We start from the raw sequence: 13,415 nt of genomic DNA, 5'->3' as shown, positions 1-13,415 counted from the left end.
TGGTTTACCCCAGATGCGCCTAGCGTTTTTTACGGTTAGCAACGTGGATCGCTTCGCCATTAACGGCTAAAGCCGCTTCATGTAAAGCTTCCGATAAGGTTGGGTGAGAGAACACCATCAACCCTAAATCTTCGGCACTGGTACCAAACTCCATGGCAATTGCTGCTTGCTGCACTAATTCAGCAGCACTTGGGCCAATCACATGGGCACCTAGTACACGATCCGTACTGGCATCGGCAATGATTTTGACAAAACCACTGGTATCATTGGCTGCCATCGCACGGCCACTGGCAGCAAAGGGGAATACGCCCACATTAACCGCCACCCCTTCTGCTTTAAGCTGCTGCTCAGTCTTACCTACACCAGCAATTTCTGGATGGGTATAGATCACGCTCGGGATTAAGTCATAATTCATCTGGGCTTTACGGCCAGCAATGCGCTCAGCGGCCATAATGCCTTCTTCCGAAGCCTTATGCGCTAACATCGGGCCACGTACCACATCACCAATGGCGTATACACCGGGCACGCTGGTAGCACAGGTTTCATCAACGTAGATAAAGCCGCGCTCATCTAAGGTAACTTCGCTGTCCTCAGCCAGTAGATTTTCTGTTACTGGGCGACGACCTACAGCGACAATCAACTTATCAAAGGTCAGCTGCTGCTCGCCTTGGGCATCAGTAAAGTTAACGGTAACTTCACCATTAGCCACTTGACTGCCAGTTAAGCGCGCACCTAAACGAATCTCTAAACCTTGTTTGGTTAAGACTTTTTGAGCTTCTTTGGCAACTTGCTCGTCTACTGCAGGCAAGAATTTCTCTTGTGCTTCAATCACAGTGACTTTGGCTCCTAAGCGTGCCCAGACCGAGCCTAGCTCTAGTCCAATCACACCAGCGCCAATCACACCTAAGCGCTCAGGTACAGCTTGGAAATCCAAAGCGCCTGTTGAGTCAACAATCACCTCTTGATCAACCGGTGCCGGTGGAATATCAATTGGCTTAGAACCTGCGGCAATAATTACGTTATCAGCTTGATACACAGTGCTTGAGCCATCTTCTGCGGTGACTTGCACTTGCTTATTGGCCAGTAACTTACCGTGTCCGGCGATGGCAGTTACACCATTGGCTTTAAATAACGCAGCAATACCACCGGTTAAATTTTTAACAATGTTGTCCTTGCGACCAATCATCGCCGGAACATCCATTTTTAAACCTTCAACCGCAATCCCGTGCACACTAAAGCTCGACTGCGCTTCATGGAACTTCCATGAGCTGTCTAACAGTGCTTTCGAAGGGATACAACCTACGTTTAAGCAGGTGCCACCTAATGCCATCTTGCCGTCGCGGCCAATATATTTTTCTACGCAAGCAGTTTTTAAACCCAGTTGCGCAGCTTTAATCGCAGCCACATAACCACCAGGGCCGCCACCAATTACGATTACATCAAATTTATCTGACATGTTCTTACCTGTTAAGTGTAAGCAAAAGAACAACGCAGCTAGCAAGCTAGCTGCGTTTCAAAGTTTAGATATCCAGTAATAAACGCGCTGGATCTTCTAACAGGTCTTTCATTGTGACTAAGAATGTCACGGCTTCTTTACCATCGATTAAGCGGTGGTCATAAGACAGCGCTAAATACATCATTGGTAAAATAACCACTTCACCGTCTACCGCCATTGGGCGCTCTTGGATCTTGTGCATGCCTAAGATCGCAGTCTGCGGTGGGTTAACAATCGGCGTTGACAGTAGCGAACCAAACACACCACCGTTAGAAATGGTGAAGGTACCGCCCGTCATTTCTTCGATAGTCAGCTTGCCATCACGGGCTTTTAAGCCGTACTCGCGAATGGTGCTTTCAATTTCAGCAAGGCTCATAAACTCGGCATTACGCAATACTGGAACCACTAAGCCGCGATCACTTGATACCGCAACCCCAATATCTTGGTAGCCGTGATAGACGATGTCTTTGCCATCGATTGAGGCGTTGACCCCAGGCTGACGCTTAAGTGCTTCAGTGGCCGCTTTAACAAAGAACGACATAAAGCCTAAACGTGTACCGTTGTGGGTTTTCTCAAACAGATCTTTGTACTTATTACGCAGATCCATAATTGGCTTCATGTTCACCTCGTTAAAGGTGGTTAACATCGCCATGCTTGATTGTGCCTCAACTAAACGCTCAGCAACTTTCGCCCGCAGACGCGTCATAGGTACACGTTTTTCAACGCGATCACCTTGTGCCACCATCGCTGCCGGTACGCTAGTTGCCGCTGCTGGTGCTGCCGCTGGCTTCGCTGCTGCAGCGCTTACTGCGTCTTCTTTGGTTACTCGGCCATCTTTGCCCGTACCAGCAATAGAAGCTGGATCTAACGCATTTTCTGCAGCAATTTTACGTGCTGCTGGCGACAAAATGGCTTCTTGGCTAGCCGCTGGCGCTGCTGCTTCAGCCGGTGCGCTTACTGCAGCAGCAGGAGCTGCCGCTGTGGCGTTTTCATCTAACACACCAAGCTTTTCATTGCTTAATACGGTGTCGCCTTCATTTTTAACAATTTCAACTAAAACGCCATCCGCTTCAGCTAAAACTTCCATCACTACTTTGTCAGTTTCAATATCAACAATCAGTTCGTCACGCTTAACAGCATCACCGGGTTGTTTGTGCCAAGTTGCTACCGTGCCATCGGCTACCGACTCTGGAAATGCGGGGGCTTTAATTTCAATCGCCATAATCAAATTCCTACTCAATTCAAATACGTAAAAGCGGCTGTCCTGTGACAGCCACTTACGTTAAATAGTTACGTTAAATGCTGCTTCTAATAGGGCTTGCTGCTCTTCAGCATGCTGTGATGGGTAACCACAAGCTGGCGAAGCAGAAGCATCACGACCAGCATAGGCCAGATCCAGTCCTTGGCCATAGGCACGGGCTACATTACGCATGTGATGTTGGCTGCAATACCAAGCACCTTGGTTCATCGGCTCTTCTTGACACCACACAAACTGTTTTAAGTTCGGGTATTTATTCATTTCTTGCAGCAAATCATCCTCAGGGAATGGGTAAAGCTGCTCAATACGAATAATAGCAATGTCATTGCGCCCTTCTTCGCGGCGTTTTTCGAGTAAATCGTAGTACACCTTACCGCTACAGATCACCACTCGCTCAACCTTATCCGCTTCTAACTGATCAATCTCACTGATCACGGTTTGGAAAGAACCATTAGCTAAATCTTCTAAGGTTGAAGTGGCTAATTTATGACGCAGCAACGATTTTGGCGTTAAGGCAATTAACGGCTTACGCAGTGGGCGAATCACTTGACGACGTAACATGTGATACACCTGAGCTGGCGTAGTAGGTACACACACCTGAATATTGTGCTCAGCACATAGCTGTAAGAAGCGCTCTAGACGTGCCGATGAGTGCTCAGGGCCTTGACCTTCATAACCATGAGGTAACAGCATAGTGAGCCCTGATAGACGGCCCCACTTGGTTTCAGCACTGGTAATAAACTGGTCAATCACCACCTGGGCACCGTTGGCAAAGTCACCAAACTGCGCTTCCCACACCACTAAGGCATTAGGCATGGTACTGGCATAGCCGTACTCAAAAGCCAACACTGCCTCTTCTGATAAAAACGAGTCATACAGATCAAAACGTGGCTGATCTTTAAACAGGTTTTTCAGTGGAGTATAGGTTTCACCATCTTTTTGGTTATGCAAGTTCGCATGGCGGTGTGAGAAGGTCCCACGGCCTACGTCTTGGCCGGTCATACGTACCGGATGACCTTCAAACAATAAGGTGGCGTAGGCAACAGTTTCAGCAAAGCCCCAGTTTAAAGGCAGTGCCCCCTGCGCCATTTTGCGGCGGTCTTCTAAGATACGGGATACTTGACGCTGCACCACAAACCCTTCAGGCACTTCTTGCATCTTTAATGCTAGATCCTGCAAGGTTTTCAGGTCAAAGCTGGTATCGTGACGCGCCGTCCAGGCATGCCCTAAGTAGGGGCGCCAGTCTACAAACAGCTCTTTATTAGGTTCTTTCACTAAGCTCTTAACGACGTGTAAACCGTTATCTAATGCATCACGGTACTCGTTAATGTAGGTTTCCACCTGAGCCTCAGTTTGCACACCTTCAGCTACTAATTGCTGAGCATAGAGCTCGCGGGTAGTTGGCTGCTTAGTGATTTTTTGGTACATCAATGGCTGAGTACCGCTTGGCTCATCCGCCTCGTTGTGACCACGGCGACGATAGCAAACCAGGTCGATCACAATGTCACGCTTAAACTGCATGCGGTAATCAACTGCGAGCTGGGTCACAAATAACACCGCTTCTGGATCATCACCATTAACGTGCAAAATCGGTGCTTCAACCATTTTTGCAACATCCGTTGCATACTCGGTTGAACGGGTATCTTCTGGATTACTGGTAGTAAAGCCCACTTGGTTGTTAATCACGATACGGATCGTGCCACCAGTTTTATAGGCGCGGGTTTGTGACATCTGGAAAGTTTCCATCACCACACCCTGACCAGCAAATGCAGAGTCACCGTGAATCGTAATCGGCACCACTTTATCGCCTAAGGGGTCATTGCGACGATCTTGACGAGCCCGCACCGAACCTTCAACTACTGGCGAAACAATTTCTAAGTGTGATGGGTTAAACGCAAGCGCTAAGTGTACTTCACCACCTGGTGTCATTACGTTGGATGAGAAACCTTGGTGATATTTAACGTCACCCGAGCTTAAGCCTTCTACTCGCTTACCATCGAACTCATCAAACAGATCCCGTGGGTTTTTCCCGTAGGTATTCACCAACACGTTTAAACGACCGCGGTGGGCCATTCCGATCATGATTTCTTTAGCGCCGTACGAGCCAGAACGCTGAATAATCTCATCAACTAATGGGATTAAACTTTCGCCACCCTCAAGACCAAAACGCTTAGTACCTGGGTATTTAGTGCCTAAATATTTTTCTAAGCCTTCAGCCGCAGTTAAACGCTCAAGTAAGTGCTCTTTAGCTTCTGGACTAAAAGTTGGACGGCTACGAACACTTTCTAAACGCTGCTGAAACCAGCGACGCTGTTCAGAATCTACGATATGGGTAAATTCTGCGCCAATGGTACCGCAGTAAGTTTTGTAAAGTGCTTCTTGAATTTCACGTAAAGTGGCAGTTTCCTTGCCAATGTTTAAATCACCGGTTTGGAACGTGCTATCTAGATCGGCATCAGTTAAGCCATAGTGGCTAACCGTTAAATCAGGCTGCATTGGACGCACCCAAATATTTAACGGATCGAGCTTAGCAGCCTGATGACCGCGCATACGATAGGCTTGAATTAAACGCAACACCTCTACTTGCTTTTTCTCATGGGCAGAACTAACTGCCGCACCAGAAACAGGCTGAGCGCGATGTTGATTTTTAGCCAATAAGATAAACTGATCACGCACTGTTGAGTGCGAGACATCTGTGCTACCACCTGTTGTGGCAGGCAGCTTATCAAAATAAGTGCGCCACTCTTCCGGCACAGAGTTTGGATCGTGCAGGTAGAGTTCGTATAGCTCTTCCACATAGGTAGCGTTCCCACCGGATAGATGTGCGCTACTCCACATGCGCTGCATTACGCTTTCTTGCATGCTAGGTCACCCTTGGATAAGGAGCCTCTACCGGTAAGGAAACTAGTGACTATAGAAGTCAATTGCAGCGACTTCGATAAAGCCACTACGAATCCCGCAGATAGTCTGAGCTTTACCCAGAGGCTCCTGCTGGTCGTCATGTTCGTAAAAGCAGTGCTGGATAAGCACTGCTTTCATTATCCCTGCTAATACAGGTATATCAGCGTATTTAGCAGGGTTTATTTTTTTGGATCAAGTTCCGCTCTGCAACAACATGTTGCGGATATGGCCAATCGCACGCGTTGGGTTCAATCCTTTAGGGCATACGTTCACGCAGTTCATAATGTTATGGCAACGGAACACACTAAAGGGATCATCTAAACGTGCTAAACGCTCTTGGGTTTGCGTATCGCGGCTATCTGCTAAGAAACGATAGGCTTGCAGCAAGGCTGCAGGGCCTAAGAACTTATCAGGGTTCCACCAGAATGATGGACAGCTCGTTGAACAGCACGCACATAAGATGCACTCATACAGACCATCGAGCTTTTCACGTTGCTCAGGTGTCTGTAAGCGCTCAATACTAGGCGCAGGTGTGTTGTTCTGTAGGAATGGCTGCACTTTCTCATACTGCTGGTAGAAAATGCTCATATCTACTACGAGGTCACGAATAATTGGCAAACCAGGCAATGGACGAATGACTAATGCATCGCCCTTTACCACGGATGACAAAGGTGTGATACAAGCGAGGCCGTTTTTACCCGCCATGTTCATTCCATCAGAGCCACATACGCCCTCACGGCACGAACGGCGATAAGCAAAGCCTTCGTCTTGTTCTTTGATTAGTGCTAAAACATCTAGCACCATCATATCTTTCCCATCAATCGTTACATCGAACGTTTGCATGGCCGGGGCTTTATCTTGCTCCGGATTATAGCGATAAACGCTAACTTTTAATGTCTTGGGCAGCGACATATCGATTACCCTTAATAAGTACGAGTTTTAGGCTCAAAGGCTGGAACGGTTTTTGGTGATAAGTTTACTGCACGTTTACCCACACGCTTCTCTTGCGGGAAGTACATGGTATGGCATAACCAGTTCTCATCATCACGCTCTTCGTAGTCTTCACGAGCGTGGGCACCGCGCGATTCTTTACGTGCTTCTGCAGAAATTGCAGTCGCTTCAGCCACTTCAAATAAGTTTTGCAGCTCAAGCGCTTCAATACGTGCAGTGTTGAATGCGCCACTCTTATCGTTAATTTTAACGTTTTCGATGCGCTCACGCAGATCAGATAGTTCTTGAATACCTTTTTGCATGTATTCGCCGGTACGGAACACACCAAAGTAGTTCTGCATGCAGTTTTGCAACTCACGACGTAAAGGTGCAACCTCTTCACCCGTAGTGCGCTCATTGAGCTTAGCTAAACGCTCAAGTGACTGCTCAACATCTGACTGACTAGCAGAGCGTGCTTCAACGCCCTCACGTAAGGCGCTCTCTAAGTAGAGCCCCGCTGCACGACCAAACACAACTAAGTCGAGCAAGGAGTTACCGCCTAAACGGTTAGCACCGTGAACCGATACTGAAGTCACCTCACCCACACCAAACAAGCCTTCAATAATTTGATCATTACCGTTGGCATCTTGCTGGATAGCTTGACCGTGAATATTGGTCGCAATACCGCCCATCATATAGTGACAGGTTGGTACTACTGGAATTGGCGCGTAAACAGGGTCAACGTGAGCAAAAGTTTTTGACAGCTCACAAATACCTGGCAACTTACTGTGTAAAGTAGCTTCACCTAAGTGATCCAGCTTCAGTAATACGTGGTCACCATTCGGGCCACAGCCGTTACCGGCCAAAATTTCTTTAACCATTGAGCGTGCAACAACGTCACGGCCAGCTAAGTCTTTAGCATTGGGCGCGTAGCGCTCCATGAAACGCTCACCGTGTTTGTTGATCAGGTAACCACCTTCACCACGGCACCCTTCAGTTACTAACACACCTGCGCCAGCAATACCGGTTGGGTGGAACTGCCACATTTCCATGTCTTGCATCGCATAACCAGCGCGCAGCGACATACCCACACCGTCTCCGGTGTTGATTAAGGCGTTAGTCGTTGAGGAATAGATACGACCCGCACCACCCGTAGCTAATACCACAGCTTTAGCGCGGATAAATACGGTCTCACCGGTTTCAATGCAGATCGCAATGATACCCACTACCGCGTTATCTTGGTTTTTCACTAAATCAACTGCGTACCACTCGTTAAGGAACTCAGTTCCTGCACGCAGGTTACCTTGATAAAGCGTGTGTAACAGCGCATGTCCTGTACGGTCAGCAGCAGCACAGGTACGTGCCGCTTGGCCACCACGACCGAAGTCTTTTGACTGACCACCGAATGGACGCTGATAAATACGGCCCTTCTCAGTACGTGAGAAAGGTAAACCCATATGCTCAAGCTCATATACTGCTTCAGGGCCTACAGAGCACATATATTCGATAGCATCTTGGTCACCGATATAGTCGGAACCTTTGACGGTATCGTACATGTGCCAGCGCCAATCGTCGTTTGGATCATCCGAAGCAATTGCACAGGTGATACCACCTTGCGCCGATACGGTATGTGAGCGAGTTGGGAAAACTTTAGTTACTACTGCGGTCTTGTGACCACCTTGGGCAAGTTGCAGCGAAGCGCGCATACCTGCACCGCCGCCACCGACAATGATGGCGTCATAAGAAAGAGTACGAATACCAGCCATGAATTACATTCCCCACAGAATCTGTACGCCCCAGACGAACAGTACGAACATTAACATTCCGCACAGCACCTGAACTAAGAAGCGTACTCCTGTTGCCCATTTGCCTAGAGTCATTGGTGTTAAGTAGTCAGTAGTTACTGCCCACATGCCGATCCATGCGTGCGCGCCCAGTGAGACTAAAGCGAGCAAGCTAAAAATGCGCATCGCAGAGTTAGCAAATAAACCTTGCCACTCAGCGTAGCCCATATTGGGATTAGCAATAATAAAGCCGAGCAAAAATACGGCATAGGCGGCTAGAACAACGGCTGATACTCGCTGCGCCATCCAGTCAAACAGACCAGAGCGCGAGAAGTTAGTTACATTAGTTACCATATCCAGACTCCTGCCAGAACAATTAAGATTGCAGCTACGATGAACACAATCTTGGCACCTAATTTACCGCCTTCCAGCGTATTACCGATGCCCATATCTTGAATCAAGTGACGGATACCAGCTGTCAAGTGATACAAGAGGCCAGAAAGAAGACCCCAAACGACAAACTTCGCCAGCGGCGATGCCAAACATTCTTTGACTTCAGCAAAACCTTGTTCTGAGGCTAAGGACTTTTGCAATCCGTACAGCAAAATTGCAATACCTAAAAACAAGATCACACCGGAAATACGGTGCAGAATGGATGAGTAAGCAGTGATTGGGAGTTTTATAGTCCTAAGATCTAGGTTTACAGGTCGTTGGCTATTCACGGCGTATTCACACTTAGAGAGCCCCAAACCACAGGGCATGTTGTTGGTTTAGTACGGTTTAAAACCGATTACCATTATGGATGTTTGAACCTATATACACAGCTCACGCTGATATAGGTCCGTCACGCAGTATAGGGTAAATCCACACCAAATGACAACGTGAATCCATACACCTAAAAGTTGATTGCATGCTTTTGACAATTAACGTAAATATCTATACCTGATATTATTTAAGCGACATACCTCTTTAGCAGTGTTTTATCGCTTCAAATTGACAATCGAGTCAATCACACTATTATGTTGCGGGCCCTGCGTGGGGGGCCGTGATGATACTAAAGCATAACTAGGAGGCCACATGGCTGACAAAACAGCGCAGCTAATCATCGAGGGCAATGCCCCCGTAGAACTGCCAATTCTTAGCGGCACAATGGGTCCAGACGTAATTGACGTGCGTAATCTAATTGCAAGTGACCACTTCACTTACGACCCAGGATTTATGTCTACCGCTTCATGCGAGTCAAAGATCACCTACATTGATGGTGATAAAGGTATTTTGTTACACCGCGGCTATCCGATTGAGCAGCTCGCCAAACACTCAGACTACCTTGAGACCTGCTACTTATTGCTAAACGGCGAATTACCGACCGCTGAGCAAAAAGCCAAGTTTGACGACACCATCACCAGTCACACCATTGTGCACGAGCAAATCAAGTCATTCCTCAACGGCTTCCGCCGTGACGCTCACCCAATGGCTATTATGTGCGGCATCGTTGGTGCGCTCTCGGCTTTCTACCACGACTCTTTAGATATTAATGATCCAAAGCATCGCGAAATTTCTGCACACCGCTTAATCGCCAAGTTACCGACGATTGCGGCAATGGTTTACAAGTACTCAATGGGCCAACCCATTATGTACCCACTGAATGACCTAAACTATGCAGAAAACTTCCTGCATATGATGTTTAACACCCCAGCAGAAATTAAGCCGATCAGCCCTGCCTTAGCGCGCGCAATGGATCGTATCTTTATTCTGCACGCTGACCACGAGCAAAACGCGTCCACTTCAACTGTACGCTTAGCTGGCTCTTCTGGTGCTAACCCGTTCGCCTGTATTGCAGCCGGAATTGCCGCGCTGTGGGGACCTGCTCACGGCGGCGCTAACGAAGCAGTATTACGCATGCTCGACGAAATTGGCGATGTCTCTAACATCGACAAGTTCATCGCTAAAGCCAAAGACAAAAATGATCCATTTAAGCTAATGGGCTTTGGTCACCGCGTTTACAAAAACTTTGACCCTCGCGCCAAAGTTATGAAAGAAACCTGTGACGAAGTACTAGCAGAGCTGGGCATCAATGATCCACAGCTAGAGCTGGCAATGAAACTGGAAGAGTACGCACTCAACGATCCCTACTTCAAAGAGCGCAACCTCTATCCGAACGTTGACTTCTACTCTGGCATTATCCTGAAAGCTATTGGTATTCCAACCAGCATGTTTACAGTGATTTTCGCCATGTCACGCACTGTGGGCTGGATCTCACACTGGACTGAAATGCTCTCAGGCCCTTATAAAATTGGTCGTCCTCGTCAGTTATACACTGGCTATACGCAGCGCGACTATGTGGATCTTGAAAAGCGCTAATTTAAACGCACTCCACGAAAAAACCCAGCCAAATGGCTGGGTTTTTTAATAGCACTAATTTGCTTAAGCCTTACTTTTGCGCAGCATTGCGCATGCCAACTAAGGTATTAAAAGGCGCCTCAACCACAAACTTATTAGCTAACCACGCCGGCACACTACCACCTGGATCAGTATGCACCTCATAGGTCACCTGGGTTTGATTAGCCGATAACGGCTTAAACTTCCAATAACCATCAACCTTAGCTACCCGCACATAGCCTTTAGTTTCAGGCTGATAGCTAGGCAAGCCTTCGATTTTGCGCACTACCTCGTCGCCCTGCTTAGACTCAGTCACTTTCAATACCGAATCCCGCGGTGTAACTGGCCAAGGGGTAGAGAACTGGGTATAGGTCCAAACACTAGGCCCTTCTTTTTTCAGCACCTTCAGCGAGCTGCACTCATGAATCCACTGACAGGAGTTAGCGGCATCTGCCTGCACCGCTAGCACTTTATCTAAACTGGCATTGATTACAGTGACGCCACGATAGGCTTTATATTTAGAACCCGCTTCTTGCTTTAAAAAAACCTGAACTCCATCAGCGTTTTTTTCTTCTTTCCACTCATTAGCTAACGCCGTACCAGCCACTAGCGTTAAAGCAGTCACAGCGATGACTTTCTTAAACATTGTTATTCTCCTGTTTTCAACCAATCACATTAGGTGATGAATAAATCATAGAGTTTAGTCACAAGAAAATACAAAGAGACTCAATAGTCACTCCTTAACTTTAGTCTTAAGCCGTTGCCAACTCTAAAGCACCAATCAGTTGCAGTGCTTGCGCAGCTGTTTCGCCGCACAACGCCAACTCGGCTTGATAACCACCGCAAAAATCAGGGCGCTGACTGGTACCAAATAATTGACACAAGTTATGTTCATCCAAATTTACACAACGCACCCCAGCTGGTTTACCTTGCGGCATACCTGGTAAAGGCTGGGTAATTGATGGGGCGATACAACACGCCCCACATCCTACTCGGCACTCCATCAGTCCGCCTTTTTATAGCGCAGCATTAACGCCGAAGTGTCCATCCGCCCACCGCCCAGCTGCTGGACTTCAGCATACAACTGATCCACACAGGCGGTAATTGGTAAGGACGCCCCATTACGCCGCGCCTCTTCCAGCACCATAGAGAAATCCTTGCGCATCCAGTTAACTGAAAAACCAAAATCAAACTGCCGCGCACTCATGGTTTGATGACGATTTTCCATTTGCCACGACTGCGCCGCCCCTTTACTAATCACCGCCATGGCTTTCTCAACATCTAAGCCTGCTTGCTCGGCAAAATGAATCGCTTCAGCTAAACTCTGCAACAAACCGCCAATACAAATCTGATTGACCATTTTGGTCAGCTGCCCCTTGCCAATCTCGCCCATCAACTCAACTTTTTGCGCATAAGCTGCCAGCAGTGGCTGAGCCTTGGCTAAATCTGCTGCATCACCACCCACCATCACCGTTAAACAGCCTTTTTTTGCACCATCTTGCCCACCAGAAACGGGGGCATCTAAAAAGCGCGCCTGTTTTTCCGCCAGCAATTCTGCCAACTGTATAGCCGCGGCAGCAGAAGCTGTGGTGTGATCAACCACCAGTGTACCTGGCTGAATTCCAGCGAGCACACCCTGCTCAGCAGTAAACAATTCCACTAGCGAGGCGTCATCACCAAAACAAATAAATACCACTTCAGCTGCACGCACGGCTTCTGCTGGAGTTGCAGCAACCTGCCCTTGATATTCCGCCTGCCAAGCCTGCGCCTTACTTAAAGTGCGGTTATATACGGTCACTTGATGCCCTTGCCGTGCTAAATGCCCCGCCATGGGAAAACCCATCGCTCCCAAACCTAAAAAAGCCACCTGCTGCGCCACCATACTGTTTACCTCTCTTATTGTTTATTCGTCTTATTATTCTTTATACAGCGCTGAATAAATTCACTACTAACTGCAGCTGCACGCTGCAAGTGCTGTGCCTGAGTCAGACCACTGCGCTGCAAGGGTTTTAAATCATGATCGGCTGCAACTAACCAATCAATACTGACCTTGTCACCCAAGTCCATTGCCGCGATAAGCGTTTTTGCACCTAAGCGATCACGCTCACCTTGAATCACACACAATGGCTTAGTTAACTCTGGCAAATGCTCCGTTCGCAGCTTATCGGGTTTACCTATAGGATGAAAAGGATAACCATAAGCAATCGCCCCTAGCGCCTTAGACTGAGAGACCACTCTGCTCGCTACCCGTCCCCCCATCGACTTTCCTGCTAACAACCAAGGCTCAGAAAAATGCTGCATTTGCCTCGCCAGCTCCTCTAGCATGTACTGCTGCAATTCTGGCATAGGATTAGGCGGTCTGCGCTGCCCTTGGTTTCTACGCGCCTGCATATAAGGAAACTCAAAGCGCAGTACACGTAAATCATGCTTTACTAGCTCGGCCACCAGCTGCTGCATAAAATCACTGTCCATCGGCGCTCCCGCCCCATGCGCTAACAATAGGTTAGCCTGTACGCTGCCAGTACTTGGCTGATCTAATAACACCAAAGACGACTGTGACATAGTCACCTCAAATAAAAAACAATTAAAAAACCTAGGCGACAAAAGGATATTTGTAACTACTCATGACGTCACCCGCTAGATAGGCTAATATAGCGCCCGCAAGTAA

Annotated in this window: 12 protein-coding genes; 1 reads left to right on the top strand and 11 read right to left on the bottom strand. The window is 47.9% G+C overall.

Annotation, left to right across the window (positions count from 1 at the left end; genetic code table 11):
- Positions 1-19 precede the first annotated feature (19 nt).
- The 7 genes from lpdA to sdhC all read right to left on the bottom strand — a co-directional run bounded on the left by lpdA (position 20) and on the right by sdhC (position 9,129).
- Positions 20-1,456, bottom strand: coding sequence for a dihydrolipoyl dehydrogenase (gene lpdA / locus AC2T15_RS03270; RefSeq protein ID WP_486778714.1), 1,437 nt, complete (start codon positions 1,454-1,456; stop codon positions 20-22).
- A 64-nt stretch (positions 1,457-1,520) separates the two neighbouring features.
- A complete protein-coding gene (gene odhB, locus AC2T15_RS03265; RefSeq protein WP_486778713.1) occupies positions 1,521-2,717 on the bottom strand; it encodes a 2-oxoglutarate dehydrogenase complex dihydrolipoyllysine-residue succinyltransferase in 1,197 nt (398 codons plus the stop codon).
- A 60-nt stretch (positions 2,718-2,777) separates the two neighbouring features.
- Positions 2,778-5,615, bottom strand: coding sequence for a 2-oxoglutarate dehydrogenase E1 component (locus tag AC2T15_RS03260; RefSeq protein ID WP_486778712.1), 2,838 nt, complete (start codon positions 5,613-5,615; stop codon positions 2,778-2,780).
- Between the two features lie 231 nt (positions 5,616-5,846).
- The gene (locus AC2T15_RS03255) at positions 5,847-6,566 is read right to left on the bottom strand and encodes a succinate dehydrogenase iron-sulfur subunit (protein WP_053099904.1); all 720 of its coding nucleotides are present in this window, start codon (positions 6,564-6,566) and stop codon (positions 5,847-5,849) included.
- A gap of 11 nt (positions 6,567-6,577) precedes the next feature.
- Positions 6,578-8,350, bottom strand: coding sequence for a succinate dehydrogenase flavoprotein subunit (gene sdhA / locus AC2T15_RS03250; protein WP_286637652.1), 1,773 nt, complete (start codon positions 8,348-8,350; stop codon positions 6,578-6,580).
- A 3-nt stretch (positions 8,351-8,353) separates the two neighbouring features.
- Entirely contained in the window at positions 8,354-8,722 is a 369-nt protein-coding gene (gene sdhD / locus AC2T15_RS03245; RefSeq protein ID WP_053099908.1) for a succinate dehydrogenase, hydrophobic membrane anchor protein, read from the bottom strand.
- On the bottom strand, positions 8,716-9,129 hold the full coding sequence (gene sdhC, locus AC2T15_RS03240) for a succinate dehydrogenase, cytochrome b556 subunit (protein WP_173568171.1): 414 nt from the start codon (positions 9,127-9,129) through the stop codon (positions 8,716-8,718). Before sdhC ends, sdhD begins: the two co-directional genes overlap by 7 nt.
- Positions 9,130-9,445: 316 nt before the next feature.
- Here sdhC and gltA point away from each other — a divergent pair, with 316 nt between their 5' ends.
- A complete protein-coding gene (gltA, locus tag AC2T15_RS03235; protein WP_486778711.1) occupies positions 9,446-10,729 on the top strand; it encodes a citrate synthase in 1,284 nt (427 codons plus the stop codon).
- Between the two features lie 70 nt (positions 10,730-10,799).
- On the opposite strand, the gene AC2T15_RS03230 is transcribed toward gltA, so the two are convergent.
- The 4 genes from AC2T15_RS03230 to AC2T15_RS03215 all read right to left on the bottom strand — a co-directional run bounded on the left by AC2T15_RS03230 (position 10,800) and on the right by AC2T15_RS03215 (position 13,309).
- A complete protein-coding gene (locus tag AC2T15_RS03230; protein WP_373332726.1) occupies positions 10,800-11,399 on the bottom strand; it encodes an START domain-containing protein in 600 nt (199 codons plus the stop codon).
- Positions 11,400-11,499: 100 nt separating this feature from the next.
- Positions 11,500-11,751, bottom strand: coding sequence for a YkgJ family cysteine cluster protein (locus AC2T15_RS03225; protein WP_053099914.1), 252 nt, complete (start codon positions 11,749-11,751; stop codon positions 11,500-11,502).
- Positions 11,751-12,629, bottom strand: a complete 879-nt coding sequence (locus tag AC2T15_RS03220) for an NAD(P)-dependent oxidoreductase (RefSeq protein WP_486778710.1) — start codon at positions 12,627-12,629, stop codon at positions 11,751-11,753. The genes AC2T15_RS03225 and AC2T15_RS03220 overlap by 1 nt, the downstream gene beginning before the upstream one ends.
- A 14-nt stretch (positions 12,630-12,643) precedes the next feature.
- Positions 12,644-13,309, bottom strand: a complete 666-nt coding sequence (locus AC2T15_RS03215) for an alpha/beta family hydrolase (protein WP_053099919.1) — start codon at positions 13,307-13,309, stop codon at positions 12,644-12,646.
- Positions 13,310-13,415: the final 106 nt, after the last annotated feature.

It is taken from the genome of Thiopseudomonas sp. SA1F2-1K (assembly GCF_057443035.1).
This window is presented reverse-complemented; position numbering and strand designations above follow the sequence as displayed.